This window comes from Pseudomonas sp. Pseusp15 (assembly GCF_059492165.1).
In genome coordinates this window covers 725212-743824 of the sequence record NZ_CP168523.1, presented here as the reverse complement: position 1 = coordinate 743824, position 18613 = coordinate 725212, and the positions used below count along the sequence as shown (strand labels likewise).

Annotated in this window: 19 protein-coding genes; 1 reads left to right on the top strand and 18 read right to left on the bottom strand. The window is 60.1% G+C overall.

Going from position 1 to position 18613, the window contains the following annotated elements:
• Positions 1–46 precede the first annotated feature (46 nt).
• From ACEN8R_RS03505 to flhA, 7 genes are all read right to left on the bottom strand, one after another.
• Positions 47–2314 carry a chemotaxis protein CheA gene (locus ACEN8R_RS03505; RefSeq protein WP_018925062.1) on the bottom strand — a complete coding sequence of 756 codons (2268 nt, stop codon included), beginning with the start codon at positions 2312–2314 and terminating at the stop codon, positions 47–49.
• Between the two features lie 37 nt (positions 2315–2351).
• Entirely contained in the window at positions 2352–3140 is a 789-nt protein-coding gene (locus tag ACEN8R_RS03500) for a protein phosphatase CheZ (RefSeq protein ID WP_018925061.1), read from the bottom strand.
• A 21-nt stretch (positions 3141–3161) separates the two neighbouring features.
• Entirely contained in the window at positions 3162–3533 is a 372-nt protein-coding gene (locus tag ACEN8R_RS03495) for a chemotaxis response regulator CheY (RefSeq protein WP_167331167.1), read from the bottom strand.
• Positions 3534–3700: 167 nt separating this feature from the next.
• Positions 3701–4441 carry an RNA polymerase sigma factor FliA gene (gene fliA / locus ACEN8R_RS03490; RefSeq protein WP_018925059.1) on the bottom strand — a complete coding sequence of 247 codons (741 nt, stop codon included), beginning with the start codon at positions 4439–4441 and terminating at the stop codon, positions 3701–3703.
• Entirely contained in the window at positions 4438–5268 is an 831-nt protein-coding gene (gene fleN, locus ACEN8R_RS03485) for a flagellar synthesis regulator FleN (RefSeq protein WP_003222917.1), read from the bottom strand. The genes fliA and fleN overlap by 4 nt, the downstream gene beginning before the upstream one ends.
• 116 nt (positions 5269–5384) lie before the next feature.
• Positions 5385–6710: a flagellar biosynthesis GTPase FlhF gene (gene flhF / locus ACEN8R_RS03480; RefSeq protein ID WP_018925058.1), complete on the bottom strand. Its 1326-nt coding sequence runs from the start codon at positions 6708–6710 to the stop codon at positions 5385–5387.
• Between the two features lie 11 nt (positions 6711–6721).
• Positions 6722–8851: a flagellar biosynthesis protein FlhA gene (gene flhA / locus ACEN8R_RS03475; RefSeq protein ID WP_007938653.1), complete on the bottom strand. Its 2130-nt coding sequence runs from the start codon at positions 8849–8851 to the stop codon at positions 6722–6724.
• 383 nt (positions 8852–9234) lie between these two features.
• Between flhA and ACEN8R_RS03470 the strand changes: the two genes are divergently transcribed.
• Positions 9235–9384: a hypothetical protein gene (locus ACEN8R_RS03470; RefSeq protein WP_018925056.1), complete on the top strand. Its 150-nt coding sequence runs from the start codon at positions 9235–9237 to the stop codon at positions 9382–9384.
• A gap of 48 nt (positions 9385–9432) precedes the next feature.
• Here the strand turns inward: ACEN8R_RS03470 and flhB are convergent, their stop codons facing one another.
• The 11 genes from flhB to ACEN8R_RS03415 all read right to left on the bottom strand — a co-directional run bounded on the left by flhB (position 9433) and on the right by ACEN8R_RS03415 (position 18609).
• Positions 9433–10572 carry a flagellar biosynthesis protein FlhB gene (flhB, locus tag ACEN8R_RS03465; protein ID WP_018925055.1) on the bottom strand — a complete coding sequence of 380 codons (1140 nt, stop codon included), beginning with the start codon at positions 10570–10572 and terminating at the stop codon, positions 9433–9435.
• Positions 10573–10575: 3 nt separating this feature from the next.
• Positions 10576–11358, bottom strand: a complete 783-nt coding sequence (gene fliR / locus ACEN8R_RS03460; protein ID WP_018925054.1) for a flagellar biosynthetic protein FliR — start codon at positions 11356–11358, stop codon at positions 10576–10578.
• A 3-nt stretch (positions 11359–11361) separates the two neighbouring features.
• On the bottom strand, positions 11362–11631 hold the full coding sequence (gene fliQ / locus ACEN8R_RS03455) for a flagellar biosynthesis protein FliQ (RefSeq protein ID WP_007938648.1): 270 nt from the start codon (positions 11629–11631) through the stop codon (positions 11362–11364).
• Entirely contained in the window at positions 11628–12386 is a 759-nt protein-coding gene (fliP, locus tag ACEN8R_RS03450) for a flagellar type III secretion system pore protein FliP (protein WP_007938646.1), read from the bottom strand. Before fliP ends, fliQ begins: the two co-directional genes overlap by 4 nt.
• On the bottom strand, positions 12386–12835 hold the full coding sequence (gene fliO, locus ACEN8R_RS03445; protein ID WP_018925053.1) for a flagellar biosynthetic protein FliO: 450 nt from the start codon (positions 12833–12835) through the stop codon (positions 12386–12388). The genes fliP and fliO overlap by 1 nt, the downstream gene beginning before the upstream one ends.
• Positions 12836–13294: a flagellar motor switch protein FliN gene (fliN, locus tag ACEN8R_RS03440; RefSeq protein WP_007938642.1), complete on the bottom strand. Its 459-nt coding sequence runs from the start codon at positions 13292–13294 to the stop codon at positions 12836–12838.
• 58 nt (positions 13295–13352) lie between these two features.
• A complete protein-coding gene (fliM, locus tag ACEN8R_RS03435) occupies positions 13353–14321 on the bottom strand; it encodes a flagellar motor switch protein FliM (protein ID WP_007938639.1) in 969 nt (322 codons plus the stop codon).
• Between the two features lie 9 nt (positions 14322–14330).
• On the bottom strand, positions 14331–14831 hold the full coding sequence (gene fliL, locus ACEN8R_RS03430; protein ID WP_018925052.1) for a flagellar basal body-associated protein FliL: 501 nt from the start codon (positions 14829–14831) through the stop codon (positions 14331–14333).
• Positions 14832–15046: 215 nt separating this feature from the next.
• A complete protein-coding gene (locus ACEN8R_RS03425; protein WP_018925050.1) occupies positions 15047–16420 on the bottom strand; it encodes a flagellar hook-length control protein FliK in 1374 nt (457 codons plus the stop codon).
• 105 nt (positions 16421–16525) lie between these two features.
• Positions 16526–16873 (bottom strand): Hpt domain-containing protein, encoded by a 348-nt coding sequence (locus tag ACEN8R_RS03420; RefSeq protein WP_018925049.1) that lies wholly within the window; start codon positions 16871–16873, stop codon positions 16526–16528.
• A gap of 32 nt (positions 16874–16905) precedes the next feature.
• The gene (locus ACEN8R_RS03415; RefSeq protein WP_018925048.1) at positions 16906–18609 is read right to left on the bottom strand and encodes an ATP-binding SpoIIE family protein phosphatase; all 1704 of its coding nucleotides are present in this window, start codon (positions 18607–18609) and stop codon (positions 16906–16908) included.
• Between the last annotated feature and the right edge of the window lie 4 nt (positions 18610–18613).

Sequence of the window (18613 nt, the reverse complement as noted above, 5' to 3'; positions counted from 1 at the left end):
CACTCCGTTAGACGGGGCGAGGCTCTGGCGCCCCGCTCCCCCAGAATCAAATACGCCGTGCGGCGTAACGCTTGAGCATGCTCGGAACATCGAGAATCAGAGCAATGCGGCCGTCACCGGTGATGGTGGCACCGGACATGCCCGGGGTTCCCTGGAGCATTTTGCCCAATGGCTTGATGACCACTTCTTCCTGGCCCACCAACTGATCGACGACGAAGCCGATCCGTTGAGTGCCCACCGAAAGGATCACCACATGGCCCTCGCGCTGCTCTTCGTGAGCGGCGGAGCTGACCAGCCAGCGCTTGAGGTAGAACAAGGGCAGCGCCTTGTCCCGCACGATCACCACTTCCTGGCCGTCCACCACGTTGGTGCGCGACAGGTCGAGGTGGAAGATCTCGTTGACGTTCACCAGCGGGAACGCGAACGCCTGGTTGCCGAGCATGACCATCAGCGTCGGCATGATCGCCAGGGTCAACGGGACCTTGATGACGATCTTCGAGCCTTTGCCCTTGGTCGAGTAGATATTGATGGTGCCGTTGAGCTGGGCGATCTTGGTTTTCACCACGTCCATGCCCACGCCACGACCGGACACGTCGGAGATCTCGGTCTTGGTCGAGAAGCCCGGCGCGAAGATCAGGTTGAAGCAATCGGACTCGCTGAGACGGTCCGCCGCATCCTTGTCCATCAAACCTTTTTTCACGGCGATACCGCGCAAAACGTCAGCGTCCATGCCCTTGCCGTCATCGGAGATGGACAGCAGGATGTGGTCGCCTTCCTGTTCAGCGGACAGAATCACTTTGCCGCTGCGAGGCTTGCCCATCGCTTCGCGATCAGCCGGCTCTTCGATACCGTGGTCGACCGAGTTGCGCACCAAGTGGACCAACGGGTCGGCCAGGGCCTCGACGAGGTTCTTGTCGAGGTCGGTTTCTTCGCCGACCAGTTCCAGGTTGATCTCTTTCTTGAGCTGGCGAGCCAGGTCGCGAACCAGACGCGGGAAGCGCCCGAAGACCTTCTTGATCGGTTGCATCCGGGTCTTCATGACCGCGGTTTGCAGGTCAGCCGTGACCACATCGAGGTTCGACACGGCCTTGGACATGGCTTCGTCGCCGCTGTTGAGGCCCAGACGAACCAGGCGGTTACGAACCAGTACCAGCTCGCCGACCATGTTCATGATTTCGTCGAGACGCGCGGTGTCGACCCGCACGGTGGTCTCGGCTTCGCTGGTTGGCTTTTCCGCGGGCGGCGCGGCCGGGGCACGAGCAGGAGCCGGCGCTGCGGCGGCAGCAGGCTTCGGTGCTTCTGCTTTGGGCTCGGGGGCTTTTGGCTCGGGTGCCTTGCCCACAGGTGCTGGTGCCTTGGCAACCGGAGTCGCTACCGAAGCAACAGCAGACGCAGTGCCCACTTCAGTGAACTTGCCCTTGCCATGCAATTCGTCGAGCAGCGATTCGAATTCATGATCGGAGATCAGATCGCTACCGGCCGCAGCGGCGGTTGGCGCTGCCGGGGCTGGCGCCGAAGCGATTGCCGATTCCAGCGCATCGACCGCAAAGTTGCCTTTGCCGTGCAACTGGTCGAGCAGTGCTTCGAACTCGTCGTCGGTGATGTCGGAGCTGTCGCCGGCGGCTTTCGGAGCAGCCGGCGCAGCAGGCGCAGCGGCTACTGCATCGGCGGCGAACTGGCCTTTGCCGTGCAATTGATCGAGCAACGACTCGAACTCGGCATCGGTGATTTCGTCACTGGCGGCTGCATCGGCGGCAGGCTGCGAAACAGGCTGCGCAGCCGCTACGGGCGCCTCGGCCTGGGCCTTGACGGCGTTCAGCGAGTCCAGCAGTTGTTCGAATTCGTTATCGGTAATGTCGCCCGATTCGCTTTCGGCGACCGGTGCTTCAACCACTTCAGCGACCGGCGCCGGTGCAGCTTCCATTTGCGGCTCGGCCAGACGGGCCAGCGCCGCGAGTAATTCAGGCGTGGCAGCCGTGATCGGGCTGCGTTCGCGGACTTCGCTGAACATGCTGTTCACCGCGTCCAGCGCTTCGAGAACCACGTCCATCAGTTCCGAGTCGACGCGACGCTCACCCTTGCGCAGGATGTCGAACACGTTCTCGGCGATGTGACAGCACTCCACCAGCTCGTTGAGCTGGAGGAAGCCGGCGCCCCCTTTTACAGTGTGAAAACCGCGAAAAATTGCATTGAGCAAGTCCGCATCATCAGGTCGGCTTTCCAGCTCGACCAGCTGCTCGGACAGTTGCTCTAGAATCTCGCCGGCCTCAACCAGGAAATCCTGAAGGATCTCTTCATCGGCGCCGAAGCTCATTAAGGGGGTGCTCCTACAGGTCTAAAAACCCAGAAAACTAAAATCCAAGACTGGATAACAAATCGTCCACATCGTCCTGACCGGACACAACGTCTTCTCTTTTATCGGCATGAATCTGCGGACCTTCACCCTGAGAGAGATGTTTTTGTGGATCTTTTTCAGCAAGCATCGCCTCACGGTCGTGTTCGATACCCGCAAAGCGGTCTACGTGACTGGCCATGAGCACGAGCTTGAGCAGATTGCTTTCAACTTCGGTGACCAATTGGGTCACACGCTTGATCACCTGACCGGTGAGGTCCTGGTAATCCTGGGCCAGCAGAATGTCGTTGAGGTTGCTCGACACGACGCGGTTGTCTTCACTGCTGCGTGTCAGGAAACCATCGACCCGCCGGGCCAGTTCGCGGAACTCTTCAGCCCCGACTTCGCGACGCATGAACCGCCCCCAATCCGTGCTCAGCGCCTGGGCTTCATCGCTCAGGCTGTTGATCAGCGGCGTGGCGTTTTCCACCAGGTCCATGGTGCGGTTGGCCGCGGCCTCGGTCAGCTTGACCACATAGGACAGGCGCTCGGTGGCATCCGTGATCTGAGACACTTCCTCAGCTTGCGGCATGTGCGGGTCAATCTGGAAATTGACGATCGCGCTATGCAGCTCGCGGGTGAGCTTGCCCACTTCCTGATACAGGCCGCGGTCACGGGTCTGGTTGAGCTCATGGATCAGTTGCACAGCGTCGCCAAACTTGCCTTTTTCAAGGCTGTCGACCAGTTCGACCGCGTGTTTTTTCAGGGTCGACTCAAAATCGCCCTGTGAAGATTCGTTATGCTCCATAGCTCCCCCGTGCGCAGTACATCAGCCGATGCGTTCGAAAATCTTCTCGATTTTTTCTTTCAACGCCTGGGCTGTGAAGGGTTTGACCACATAGCCGTTAACACCGGCCTGGGCCGCTTCGATGATTTGCTCGCGCTTGGCTTCGGCGGTCACCATCAGCACCGGCAGGTGCTTGAGCCTTTCATCGGCGCGCACCGCACGAAGCAGGTCGATGCCGGTCATACCGGGCATGTTCCAGTCGGTAACCAGAAAATCGAAGTTACCGCTTTGCAGCATCGGCAACCCGGTCAGCCCGTCATCGGCTTCGGCGGTGTTGGTGAACCCAAGGTCACGCAACAGGTTTTTTATGATCCGCCGCATCGTTGAGAAGTCATCAACGATGAGGATTTTCATGTTCTTGTCCAATTCGACCTCCAAGCAGTCTTAAACGCGCCCAGCACCTGGACGCGCCATTTCAATCAATCCGGCAAAGCACTCAATGACTGTCTGGAGCACAACAGATCGAGACCGGTACGGTTCAACACCACACCAGCTCCATTCGCAGTGTCCCCACACTGCCTTCAGCGCGCTCGCCACTCCCCCAAACGCCCCCGCAAACGGGCCGCGCACTGGCTGTGTAACTGGCTGACCCGCGACTCGCTGACCCCCAGGACCTCACCGATTTCCTTGAGATTCAACTCTTCGTCGTAGTACAGCGCCAACACCAGTCGCTCACGCTCCGGCAAATTGGCAATCGCGTCCGCCAGCGCCGCCTGGAAGCGTTCATCTTCCAGATCGCGTGACGGCTCGAGATGAGCACTCGCGCCATCCTCATGCAGCCCTTCGTGTTCGCCGTCCTGCAACAGATCGTCGAAACTGAATAACCGGCTGCCCAGGGTGTCGTTCAAAATCCCGTAATAATCGTCGAGACTCAATTGGAGTTCGGCCGCAACTTCGTGATCTTTAGCGTCACGGCCGGTTTTAGCTTCAATCGAGCGAATCGCGTCGCTGACCATGCGGGTATTGCGGTGGACCGAACGTGGCGCCCAGTCCCCCTTGCGCACTTCATCGAGCATCGCGCCGCGGATTCGAATGCCCGCGTACGTCTCGAAACTCGCGCCTTTGCTGGCGTCGTATTTGGTTGATACTTCAAGCAGGCCGATCATCCCGGCCTGGATCAGGTCTTCGACCTGGACACTGGCCGGCAGACGCGCCAGCAAGTGGTAGGCAATGCGTTTGACCAGTGGCGCGTAACGCTCGATCAGCTCGTACTGCGCGTCACGTGCCGACTGCTTGTAGAGGTTGTAACCGCTGGCTGTCATAGCACGGGTCCTGCAGTTTGTTGCACGAGGCGCTCGACGAAAAACTCCAGATGTCCACGAGGGTTGGCCGGCAGTGGCCAGGTATCGACTTTCTGCGCAATGGCCTTGAACGCCAGGGCGCACTTGGAACGCGGAAAGGCTTCATACACCGCGCGTTGCTTCTGCACGGCCTTGCGTACGCTTTCGTCGTAAGGCACTGCGCCGACGTATTGTAAGGCGACGTCGAGGAAGCGATCCGTGACCTTGGTCAACTTGGCGAACAGGTTGCGGCCTTCCTGCGGGCTCTGCGCCATGTTGGCCAGGACGCGGAAGCGGTTCATGCCGTAGTCGCGGTTAAGCAGTTTGATCAGCGCGTAGGCGTCGGTGATCGAGGTCGGTTCGTCGCACACCACCAGCAAGACTTCCTGCGCGGCGCGCACGAAGCTGACTACCGAGTCACCAATGCCCGCAGCGGTGTCGATCACCAATACGTCGAGGTTGTCGCCGATATCACTGAACGCCTGGATCAGGCCGGCATGCTGGGCCGGGCTCAGATGAACCATGCTCTGGGTGCCGGAGGCGGCCGGGACGATGCGGATACCGCCAGGCCCTTGCAACAGCACGTCGCGCAGCTCACAGCGGCCTTCGATCACGTCGGCCAGCGTGCGTTTGGGTGTCAGTCCCAACAGAACGTCGACGTTCGCCAGCCCCAGATCGGCATCCAGCAGCATGACGCGCCGGCCGAGCTCAGCTAGAGCCAGGGACAAGTTCACTGACACGTTAGTCTTCCCGACGCCACCTTTGCCGCCGGTCACCGCGATCACCTGTACGGGATGCATGCTGCCCATGTTATTTCTTTACCTTGTCTTACTTAGACGGAGGCCACATTACTGGCTGCGCGTTCACCATCGGAACAATGCATGGCAGACCATCGATGTAGGTACAAAAAATGTTCATTAACACCTCAGCCAACCTGCTTGGTCGGGCTGTGGTAAATATCAGCGAACATGTCAGCCATGGCTTCTTCGCTGGGTTCTTCCTGCATTTGTACGCTAACGGCGCGGCTGACCAACTGATGACGACGTGGCAGATGCAAATCATCCGGAATCCGTGGACCATCGGTCAGGTAAGCCACCGGCAACTCATGACTGATCGCCAGGCTCAACACCTCGCCCAGACTTGCCGTTTCATCCAGTTTAGTCAGGATGCAGCCGGCGAGGCCGCAGCGTTTGTAACTGTGATAAGCGGCAGTTAGAACCTGTTTCTGGCTGGTGGTTGCCAGGACCAGATAATTTTTTGATTTGATGCCGCGCCCGGCCAGGCTTTCGAGCTGCATGCGCAGTGCCGGATCGCTGGCCTGAAGGCCGGCGGTATCGATCAGCACCACGCGTTTGCGCAGCAAGGGCTCCAGCGCCTGCACCAGGGATTGACCCGGATCGACGTGGGTCACCGACACGTTAAGGATCCGGCCCAGCGTCTTGAGCTGTTCCTGGGCACCAATGCGATAGCTGTCCATGCTCACCAGCGCGATGTTCTGCGCGCCGTACTTGAGCACGTAACGGGCCGCGAGCTTGGCCAGCGTGGTGGTCTTGCCCATGCCGGCCGGACCGACCATGGCAATCACACCGCCCTCTTCCAGTGGCTCGACTTCCGGGGTGGCGATCATCCGCGCCAGGTGCGCGAGCAACATGCGCCAGGCCTGACGAGGCTCTTCAATGTCGGTAATCAGTGCCAGCAGATCGCGCGACAACGGGCCGGACAGGCCGATGCGTTGCAGGCGACGCCAGAGGTTGGCCTGGGCCGGACGGCTGCCTTGCAGCTGATTCCAGGCCAGCGAGCCAAGCTGCACTTCCATCAGTTCACGCAGGCTGTTGAGCTCGAAACGCATCGAATCGAATGCGCGCGGATCGACACCGGTCGCCGCAGCAGGCGCGGGGGCCGGACGCCGAGGTTCGGCGAGCGCCGGTTCGATCAGCGGTTCGGCGGCGGTCAACGGCAGGCCGGCGAACAACTGGCGATTGGTGGTCTTGTCGCTCTCGCCATCGCCGCGCAGGCTCAGTTCGGCCTGGGCGGTGACGATCCGCGACTGGGTCTTGCGCAGCTCATCCTCGAGTTCCATGTTCGGAACACGCGGGGCCAGCGCCGACAATTTGTAATCCAGGGCAGCCGTCAGCTCGACACCGCCGGCGATCCGGCGATTGCCAATGATGGCGGCATCAGCGCCCAGCTCATCACGAACCAGTTTCATGGCCTGACGCATATCGGCGGCGAAAAAACGCTTAACTTGCATAAACCACTACCTCAGCCGTTGGGCCCTACTGTCGCAACGATGGTCACTTGCTTGTTGTCAGGAATTTCCTGGTAAGCCAACACGTGCAAACCCGGCACTGCCAGCCGACCGAATCGCGAGAGCATCGCGCGAACCGGACCGGCCACCAGCAGAATCACCGGCTGACCTTGCATTTCCTGACGCTGCGCCGCATCGATCAACGAGCGTTGCAGTTTTTCCGCCATGCTTGGCTCCAGCAGAACACCCTCTTCCGAGCCTTGTCCTGCCTTCTGAAGACTATTGAGCAATATTTGTTCCAACCTTGGTTCCAAGGTGATCACAGGCAGCTCCGACTCAGTGCCTACAATGCTTTGCACGATTGCACGGGATACGCCGACGCGCACTGCGGCCACCAAAGCGGCGGTATCTTGACTCTTGGCGGCGTTGTTCGCGATGGCTTCGGCGATGCTGCGGATGTCCCGCACCGGCACCTGTTCGGCCAGCAACGCCTGCAAGACTTTGAGCAGTTGCGACAGCGAAACCACCCCCGGCACCAGCTCTTCGGCCAGTTTCGGTGAGCTTTTGGCCAGCAATTGCATGAGTTGCTGGACTTCTTCGTGGCCGATCAGCTCGCTGGAGTGCTTGTACAGAATCTGGTTCAAGTGGGTCGCCACCACCGTACTGGCATCGACCACGGTGTAACCGAGGGATTGCGCCTGGGCACGCTGGCTGATTTCGATCCACACCGCTTCCAGGCCAAAAGCCGGATCTTTGGCGGTGATGCCATTGAGCGTGCCGTAGACCTGACCCGGGTTGATCGCCAGTTCGCGCTCCGGGTAAATCTCCGCTTCAGCCAGGATCACGCCCATCAGGGTCAGGCGATAGGCGCTAGGCGCCAGGTCGAGGTTGTCACGGATATGCACAGTCGGCATCAGGAAGCCCAGGTCCTGGGAGAGCTTTTTACGCACCCCCTTGATCCGCGCCAGCAACTGCCCACCCTGGTTGCGATCCACCAGCGGAATCAGGCGGTAGCCCACTTCCAGGCCAATCATGTCGATCGGCGTCACGTCATCCCAGCCAAGCTCCTTGGTTTCCTGAGCCCGGGCCGGTGACGGCAGCAACTCCTGCTGACGCTTGACCTCTTGCAGGGCCTGAACCTTGACCGCGTTCTGCTTCTTCCAGAACAGGTAAGCGCCACCGGCCGCCAGGGCTGCCATGGACAGAAAGGAGACGTGTGGCATGCCGGGCACCAGGCCCATCACCGCCATCAAGCCTGCGGCCACCGCCAAGGCTTTCGGCGAGGCGAACATCTGACGATTGATTTGTTTACCCATGTCTTCCGAGCCGGAAGCACGGGTCACCATGATCGCGGCGGCGGTCGACAACAGCAGTGATGGCAATTGCGCCACCAAACCGTCACCGATGGTCAACAGCGCATAAACCTTGCCGGCATCACCAAAGCTCATGCCGTGCTGGAAGATACCCACCGCCATGCCGCCGATCAGGTTGATGAACAGAATCAGCAGACCGGCGATGGCATCACCGCGCACGAATTTGCTGGCACCGTCCATGGAACCGTAGAACTCGGCCTCCTGGGCGACTTCCATCCGGCGCAGTTTCGCCTGGTTCTGATCGATCAGGCCGGCGTTCAAGTCGGCGTCGATCGCCATCTGTTTACCGGGCATCGCGTCGAGGGTGAAACGCGCGCTCACCTCGGAAATCCGCCCGGCGCCCTTGGTTACCACGACGAAGTTGATGATCATCAAAATCGCGAAGACCACGATACCGACCACGTAGTTACCGCCGATCACCACTTCACCGAAGGCCTGGATCACCTTACCGGCGGCGGCATGGCCGTCCTGACCGTGGAGCATCACCACCCGCGTGGAGGCCACGTTCAGCGCCAGTCGCAGCAATGTCGCCACCAGCAGAATGGTCGGGAACACCGCAAAATCCAGCGGCCGCAAGGCGTACACGCAGACCAGCAACACGACGATGGACAAGGCAATGTTGAAGGTGAAAAACACGTCCAGCAGGAACGGCGGCACCGGCAACATCATCATGGCCAGCATGACCAGCAGCAACAGCGGCACGCCCAGATTGCCCCGACTGAGGTCGGCGACGTTTGTGCGGGCACTGTTGATTAACTGAGAGCGATCCACCGGTTTTCCCCGTTCCTTTAAAGCAAACTTTTGACGCCTGAAGCAGGCGCAGGGCGGCTATTGCAAGAAGCCTTCCAACTTTTGCCAAGGAGGGAAATAGATAGATTTGTTGAGCCCGGGGTAGCAGCTGCCGAGCTGCGCGAGGCTGCGCAGCAGTCGCAAATCCTGTGCGAGGACTGCGTCCTCGAACGCAGCCTCGCAAGCTCGGCAGCTGCTACGAACAAGGTGGATCAGAGGCGGGACATGACATCGCTCAAGTTCACTGCCCCACCATTCGTCCAAAGACCTGCACAGCCGTAAGTTTTGATAGTAGCCAAAACGGCCTTATGGGTATTGGATGGTGATCATCAGCGTTGGTAATACCAAGCGCCGGAGCAGCGATCATGCCCAAGAAAGCGGTCAAGTCATTCAACGATGCCAAAGGCTTCGATCTGGTTGCGCCCAAGCAACAGGACGACAGGAAGAAACAGGAAAACAGTATCGCGAAAGAGCCCGGCAATGAAAAAGCCAAGAGGCGGCATCAGCGCCCGTAGGCGCTGTCGAAGGCGGCGATCTTTTTGATTTCAGAACCGTAGACCCGATCAGGAATCGCGCCGCAGATCCGGCGGAATCGGCAAATCATCTTTCAGCGGATCCGGACGTTTGCCCTTGCCCGCGCGGTACTGGCGGATCTGGTAGACGTACGCCAATACCTGAGCCACCGCCAGATACAGCCCACCTGGAATTTCCTGATCCAGTTCCGTGGAGTAGTAAATCGAACGCGCCAGGGCGGGCGATTCGAGTAACTGCACTTGGTTGGCCACGGCGATTTCGCGGATCTTCAAGGCCAGGAAGTCGCTACCCTTGGCGATCAGCATCGGCGCACCACCCTTCTCCGGATCGTACTTGAGCGCCACGGCGTAGTGGGTCGGGTTGGTGATGACCACGTCGGCGTCGGGGATCGCGGCCATCATTCGCCGCTGCGACATCTCGCGCTGCAACTGGCGAATGCGCTGTTTGACCTCCGGCCGCCCCTCCTGATCCTTGTGCTCGTCACGCACTTCCTGCTTGGTCATCAGCAGCTTATTGTGGCTTTCCCAGAGCTGCACCGGCACGTCGACCGCCGCGATGATGATCAGCCCGCAAGCCATCCACAAGGTGCTCCAGCCGACCACTTGCAGGCTGTGAATGATCGCCATGTCCAACGGCTCATGAGCGATGCGCAGCAGATCGTCGATGTCCGACGACAAGACCGCCAACGCCACGAACAACACGATGAAAAACTTCGCCAGAGCCTTGAGCAGCTCCACCAGCGCCTTGGCCGAGAACATTCGTTTCAGCCCTGCGGCAGGATTCATGCGACTGAACTTGGGCGCCATGGAGCCAGCCGCAAACAGCCAGCCCCCCAGGGAAATCGGGCCGATCAGCGCGGCCAGCAGCAAGGTGATCATCACCGGCTGAATCGCGAACAAGGCGATCTGTCCCGAATGCAGCAGATAAGTCGCCATGGAGCGCTGATCCAGAATCACCTCTCGCGAGAGCGAGAAGTTCATGCGCATCAGCTCCATCAAATCCTGGGCCAGGGCGCCACCAAAAATCAGCAGCCCACCGGCGCCGGCGAGCATGACCGCCAGGGTGTTGAGCTCCTTGGAGCGCGCAATCTCACCCTTCTCACGGGAGTCCTTTTTGCGTTTCTCCGTGGGGTCTTCTGTTTTGTCCTGACCGCTTTCGCTCTCAGCCATGACTCAGCGCGCCTGTGCCAGTTCGCGTAACAACTGCAAGGCCTCGGCGGCCAGCGGTTGATACTGATTGAGAATGTCCGCCAGGCCGACCCAGACGATGAACAGTCCAAGTACCAGGGTCAGCGGGAAACCGATCGAGAAGATGTTCAGCTGCGGCGCCGCCCGGGTCATCACGCCAAACGCAATGTTGACCACCAGCAACGCGGTGATCGCCGGCAGCACCAGCAACAGCGCCGCACCAAGCACCCAGCCGAGCTTGCCGGCCAGTTCCCAGAAATGATTGACCATCAACCCGCCACCGACCGGCAGCGTGGTGAAGCTTTCAGTGAGGACTTCGAACACCACCAAGTGGCCGTTCATCGACAGAAACAACAGCGTCACCAGCATGGTGAAAAACTGCCCGATCACCGCCACTGACACGCCGTTCGTAGGGTCGACCATCGAAGCGAAGCCCATGCCCATCTGGATCGCGACAATTTGCCCGGCGACCACGAACGCCTGGAAGAACAGTTGCAAGGAGAAACCGAGAACCGCACCGATGATGATCTGCTCGGCAATCAGCAGCATCGCACTCAAGTCCAGCGCGTTGACCGCGGGCATGGGCGGCAGACCCGGTGCGATGACCACAGTGATCGCCAGCGCGAAGTACAAACGCACGCGTTTGGGCACCAGCGTCGTGCCGAAAATCGGCATGACCATCAGCAACGAGCCGATGCGAAACAGCGGCAACATGAACGTCGCCACCCAGGTGCTGATCTGGGTATCGGTCAGTTGCAGCAGCGACATGGCTTAACCGATGACCTGAGGAATGCTGTGGTACAGCTGAAGAATGTATTCCATGAAAGTCTGCACCAGCCACGGGCCGGCAACGATCAGCGTCACCAGCATCACCAGCAGACGCGGCAGGAAGCTCAGGGTCTGTTCGTTGATCTGCGTGGCCGCCTGGAACATCGCCACCAACAGCCCCACCAGCAAGCTCGGAATCACCAGCACGGCGACCATCATGGTGGTCAGCCACAGCGCTTCGCGAAAGATGTCCACGGCAACTTCGGGCGTCATGGTGAAACACCGCCGAAGCTGCTGGCCAACGTGCCGATGATCAACGCCCAGCCATCCACCAGCACGAACAGCATGATTTTGAACGGCAGGGAAATGATCAGTGGCGAGAGCATCATCATACCCATCGCCATCAGCACACTGGCCACCACCAGGTCGATGATCAGGAACGGAATGAAGATCATGAAGCCAATCTGGAACGCGGTTTTCAGTTCCGAGGTCACGAACGCCGGCACCAGAATCGTCAGCGGCGCCTGATCCGGCGTAGCAATATCAGTGCGCTTGGACAGGCGCATGAACAGCTCCAGATCGCTGCTGCGAGTCTGGGCCAGCATGAAGTCCTTGATCGGCACCTGAGCCTTGGCGACAGCATCCTGAGCGGTGAGTTTCTCCGCCAGATACGGCTGCAAGGCATCCTGATTCACCCGATCGAACACCGGCGCCATGATAAACATGGTGAGGAACAGCGCCATGCCGGTGAGGATCTGGTTCGACGGTGTCTGCTGCAAGCCCAGAGCCTGACGCAGGATCGAGAACACGATGATGATCCGGGTAAAACTGGTCATCAGCATGACGAACGCCGGGATGAAACTCAGCGCCGTCATGATCAGCAGGATTTGCAGGCTGACCGAGTATTCCTGGGCGCCATTGGCATTGGTGCCCAGGGTGATCGCCGGGATCGACAACGGATCGGCGGCGAACGCCAGTGGCGCAGCCAGCATCAGGGCCAGCGTCAAGACGATGCGTAACGCACCCATTACTTCTTATCCTTCTGATCCTTGCCAAGCATCTCCAACAGACGCTGGGCAAACTCCGGAGTCGCTTTCTCGGTTGCGCCCGGCACTTGTACCGGCTCCTTGAGCACATGCAACGCGGTGATGGTGCCGGGGCTCAGGCCGAGCAGAATCTGTTCGTTGCCGACCTGTACCAGCATCAAGCGGTCACGGGGGCCGAGGGCTCGGGAACCGATCAACTCGATCACTTGCCCCTTGCCCGCCGGGCCGGCCTGCTGAACCCGGCGTAGCAGCCAGGCGAGGAAGAAGATCAACCCCAACACCAGCAGCAAGCCGAACACCAATTGCGTCAATTGCCCGGCCACACCACTGCTGACAGCTGGCGCGGCGGCCGCTGTCGCAGCAGTCGTCACCGACTCGGCCGCCAGCACGCTGGATGGCAAGGCCAACAGAACCGCAAGAACCTTGTTCACTCAGCGCAGCTTCTTGATGCGTTCGCTTGGGCTGATCACGTCGGTCAGGCGGATGCCGAACTTTTCGTTGACCACTACCACTTCGCCGTGGGCGATGAGCGTGCCGTTGACCAGCACGTCCAGCGGCTCGCCGGCCAGGCGATCGAGCTCGATCACCGAACCCTGGTTGAGTTGCAGCAGGTTGCGGATGTTGATGTCGGTGCTGCCGACTTCCATGGAAATCGACACCGGGATATCAAGGATCACGTCCAGGTTCGGACCGTCCAGCGTCACTGGATCGTTGTTCTTCGGCACGCTGCCGAACTCTTCCATCGGCAGACGGTTGGAGCCCGACGTACCGGCATCGGCCGCCAGCAGCGCATCAATGTCAGCCTGCCCGGCGTCACCGGTCTCTTCCAGGGCCGCAGCCCATTCGTCGGCCAGTGCCTGGTCGTCCTGGGCGTTCATATCGTCGTTCATCATTTGTCCTCGGCGGGCAACAATTCAGTTAAATGCGTAGGGGGGGTACGAGCGCCTGTCAGCGGCGCTCGATCGGCTCGATCACTTGCAACGCGAGGTTGCCTTTGTGCGAGCCCATCTTGACCTTGAAGGCCGGCACGCCGTTGGCGCGCATGATCATTTCTTCCGGCATCTCGACCGGGATCACGTCGCCGGGCTGCATGTGCAGGATGTCGCGAAGGCGCAGCTGGCGGCGGGCAACGGTGGCACCGATCGGTACGTCGACGTCCAGCACGTCCTGGCGCAAGGCGTTGATCCAGCGCTCGTCCTGATCGTCGAGGTCCGACTGGAAGCCGGCATCGAGCATCTCGCGCACCGGCTCGATCATCGAGTAAGGCATGGTCACGTGCAGGTCGCCGCCACCGCCATCGAGTTCGATGTGGAACGTCGACACCACAATGGCTTCGCTCGGCCCGACGATGTTGGCCATGGCCGGGTTCACTTCCGAGTTGATGTACTCGAAGTTCACTTCCATGATCGCCTGCCAGGCTTCCTTCAAATCGACGAAAGCCTGTTCCAGCACCATGCGCACCACACGCAGTTCGGTGGGGGTGAATTCACGCCCTTCGATCTTCGCGTGACGGCCGTCGCCGCCGAAGAAGTTGTCCACCAGCTTGAACACCAGTTTGGCGTCGAGGATGAACAGCGCGGTGCCGCGCAGCGGTTTGATCTTGACCAGGTTGAGGCTGGTCGGCACGTACAGCGAGTGCACGTATTCACCGAACTTCATCACCTGCACGCCACCGACGGCAACGTCCGCCGAGCGGCGCAGCATGTTGAACATGCTGATGCGGGTGTAGCGGGCGAAACGCTCGTTGATCATTTCCAGCGTCGGCATGCGTCCACGGACGATGCGATCCTGGCTGGTCAGGTCGTAGCTTTTGACACTGCCGGGTTCGGCAGCGTTATCGGTCTGTACCAGACCATCGTCGACGCCATGCAACAGCGCATCGATCTCATCCTGGGACAGCAGGTCCTGCACGGCCATGTCGTGTTCCTACTGCAGTACGAAATTAGTGAAAAGCAACTGTTCGACCACCACTTTGCCCAGCTCTTTCTGCGCCACTTCCTGAACGCTGGCCGTGGCTTTCTGACGCAACATCTCCTGGCCGACCGGGGTCGCCAGCGTGGCGAAATCCTGACCGGAAAACAGCATGACCAGGTTATTGCGGATCACTGGCATGTGGACTTTGAGCGCCTCCAGATCAGCCTGATTACGCCCCTGCATGGTGATGCTCACCTGCATGTAGCGCTGACGGCCGTTCTGGGTGTAGTTGGCCACGAAGGCTGGAGCCATTGGCTCGAAGATCGCCGGCTGCTTGCCGACCACAGCGGTTTCAGTCGCGGCGGCAGGCTTGCTCTGGGCGCCGTGCATGAAGAACCAGGTCGCCCCCACGGACAAGCCGATCGCGAGCAGCAGGGCCACGACGATCACAATGATCAGCTTGATTTTGCCTTTGGTTGCGGGGTCTTTTACTACTGCTTCACTCTTCGCCATGCCAATAATCCGTCACTATTCGGGTTTTCACAGTCGCACGGCAAGGCAAGAGCAAGTGTTATGCCAGAAGTGTCTGGGGCTATGTGGAGGCGGCAGGCAGGCAACGAAAATCAAAAGATCGCAGCCTTCGGCAGCTCCTGCATTTGGATGGTGTACACCCGTAGATACAAGGAGCTGGCGAAGGCTGCGATCTTTTGAGGGGGCGTCCTGATTTATCAGGCGTAATAATCGACCGCGCTGGTGCCGATCACGCTGGTGGTGTTGGCGGCCACATCAGCGACCGTCGCAGGAAGCTCTTCATCCATCGAATCGAGGCGACCGCCACTGGCATTGGTGCGCCCGCCCTGCCCCTGTTGAGCCTGTTCCTGCCCCTGGCCCTGGCCCTGCCAGCCACGGGACTGATCGGAAACGTTGACGTCGACCTGGCCCATGCCCTGCTGCGCGAACATGTCTCGCAGGCGATGCATTTGCCCGTCGAGTGCTTCGCGAACGCTTGGGTGAGCGCTCATGAAGGTCACTTGGGTCTGCTGATCCGGAACCATGTTCACCCGAATATCGAGGCGTCCCAGTTCGGCCGGTTGCAACTGGATATCCGCCGCCTTGAGATTGGCGCTGGACAGGTACATGACCCGGTTGACCACCTCTTCGGTCCAACCGCTCTGATGCATGGCGATCGGTTGGTTCACCGGCAATGCATTGGCAGTCTTGGGTGTTGCCGCTTGGGTCAGAGCCGCCAGACGATTGGCGAAGTCATCGACACGGGTGTCGCTGCTGGCGGACTTGAGATCCTTGAGGCCGTCATCGATCAGGCCACTGAACGCCTTCTCGCCGCCCTGGCTGGTGCTGTCCTGATCAGCCTGCACGTCGAGCATGCTCGCCATGCCTGCAGCAAAGTTCTGTGCCGAGGTCAGCTCGCCGTCGACGTGAGCCTGAGTCGGCGCCGCTTTTGGCTGAGCCTGGCTGGCGGCCGAAACGTGCCCGCTCTGCTCCAACGCCATACGCACGGCCGGCAGCGCATCAAGAGGATCGGCTTCGGGATCGAAATCAGGATCGGTGGTCGCAACGGCCGGCGTCGCTGTTGCGGTAACGGCGGCCGCGACGGGTGCTTGTACGGTTGACTGCACAGCGGCGACAACCGGTGGGGTTTCCGGTACAGGGGCTGGCAGCACCGGCTGCACCACTTGCATCAACGCCGGATCGAGGGCTGGATCGACAGTCGCGGTATCGACTACCGGCGTCGTCGGCTCAGCGGTATCCGGCGCGTCATCGCTGGCGGTCTTGGCATCGGCCTGCGCCGGTTTATCGGCGGGCAAGGATTTGCCGCTATCGGCAACCGTCGGTTCCTGGGCGGCAGACGAGTCGTTGCCCACGTCCTTTTTGCCAGTGTTGTCCGAGGCTTTGTCACGTACAGGTTTAGCCGATCCGTCCGCCGTAGCCGAAGGCTTGTTCTGGGCTTGATTGGCGTAGACCTCAGCGAAGCTGGACGCCTTGTCCCCGGGCTCAACCGTCGACGCCGGTGTATTGGCGGACGCGGCTTGAGTCTTGGCCGCAGCAGCGGCCTGAATAAGAATGTTGGGGGTAACGGGCATGGAACGGTCTCCGCTGCACTGGGATCGTAGGTACAGTTGAGTGAGTTGACTGCAAGGGTCGAGCCAGCTTTGTTCGCTGGCCGCCAAAAGCGCTGGATGGTTGTCTTATTCAGCCAGGGAACGTTGGCGCTCTGCCTCAAAAAGCGGTCGAACAATCGCGAATTCGCCGTCGATCTCTCCAACCAGCGCTTCTATGCCTTCGAGTTTTTTCTCTTTGGCTCGCTGCTCCAGCTCATGGCACAGCTCAGCCAACCGAGTCGCGCCCATGTTGCTGCTGCTGCCCTTGAAACTGTGCGCCGTGGCACCTAACCGATCGGCATCGTCAGCCTTGCGCAGCAAGCTCAATCGCTCTTCGGAATCGCTGAGAAAGGTATCGAGCAATTCTGGATACCCATCCTCCATAACTTCTTGCAACGCGCTCAGCACGTCACGATCCAGATGTGTGTTGTCCACTTGTTCACTCCTTTGATCAAGAATGCCCGGGATTATGCCTGAGCCTCCCAGAAAAACTCCACGCGAGCACTGCGCCCATTATCGGACCAGCTCGCATGATGACTCAACTGTCGGATCAAACTGACTCCACGTCCCGACAAACGGACATCATCGACGGGACGCTCCATCACCCGCACCACATCGAAGCCCTTGCCACTGTCTTCGACTCGAACAGTCAGGCAACCGCCTTCGCCTTTGGGCGTCACCTGCAAATGTACCCGCACATAGCCGTCCTGCAATTCGTCCAGGCGCGCACTGCGCTGCTGATAATAACGCGCAAAACCCGAAGCATCGCGCTTGAGACTCGAATCCAGACCTAGCACGCCATGCTCCAGGGCGTTGGAGTAAAGCTCTGCCAGCACACTGTAGAGCGCACCACTTTGAGCGCGCAGGCCGTGCACCTCAAACAGCAATTGCAACAGGTACGGCAGCGGGTTGAAGCGTTTGAGGGTGGCGGCGCGAAATTCGAAACTCACCGACCAGTCCAGCGGGCAGGACTGACCGCTGTCGGAATATACCGGTGCTGGCGGGCTCAGTTGCGCCGCATCCAACAGGCTGACCTCAACCATGCTCACGTCATCGCGAGCCTCGCCGCGAAAGTCCCGCAGAGCCTGCTCGATTTCTTCGAACAGCGTATCGGGCTGACGATTGGCTGCAAACACCTGCTCCAATCGCTCTACGCCAAATAACTGCTCATTGGCATCGCAAGTATCGATCACTCCATCAGACAACAGGAACACCCGATCCCCGACAGCCATCGGGAACACCTCGGTGCGGTCATCGAAGGTTTGCGGGCTCAGCACACCCAGCGGCAAGTGCCGTGCCGTGAGCGCTGTACGCTCGCCGCTGGTGGCGTTGTGCAAATAGCCGTCCGGCATCCCGCCGTTCCAGACCTCCACCGACCCTCGCTGAAAGCTCAGGCGCAGCAGGGTCGCGCAGCAGAACATGTCGACCGGCAGGATACGTTTGAGTTTGGCGTTCATCTCGCGCAGGGTTTCGGACAAGCCATAACCCTTGGCGGTCATGCCATAGAAAACTTCGGCCAACGGCATGGCACCGACAGCGGCCGGCAAACCATGGCCGGTGAAATCACCGAGTAACACATGCATGTCGCCGACCGGGGTAAACGCGGCCAGCAACAGATCGCCGTTGAACAGCGCATAGGGCGATTGCAGATAACGGATGTTCGGCGCATTCAGGCAACCGGAGTGGGCCACCTTGTCGAACACGGCTTTGGCCACTCGCTGCTCGTTGAGCAGGTAATCATGGTGCCTGGCGATCAGGTCGCGCTGCTCCAGCACCGTGGCCTGCAAACGCCGCAGGCGGTCCATTGCCTTGATCTTGGCCGCGAGGATCACCTGGTTGTAAGGCTTTGCCAGAAAGTCGTCGCCCCCGGCCTCCAGACAACGAGCCAGGGCTTCGCTTTCGGTCAGCGACGTCAGAAAGATGATCGGCACCAGGGTTTCGCCGGCCAGCGCCTTGATCTGCTGCGCGGCCTCGAAGCCATCCATCACCGGCATCATGGCGTCCATCAGCACCAGGTGCGGCCGCTGTGAGCGAAACGCCTCGACCGCCTCGGCGCCATTACTGGCTGTCAGCACTTCATGACCCTGACGACGGACGATAGTCGACAGCAGCATACGATCGGCCGCACTGTCTTCGGCGATCAGAATCGTCAGCGGCTCGAGCGGCTGCATGACA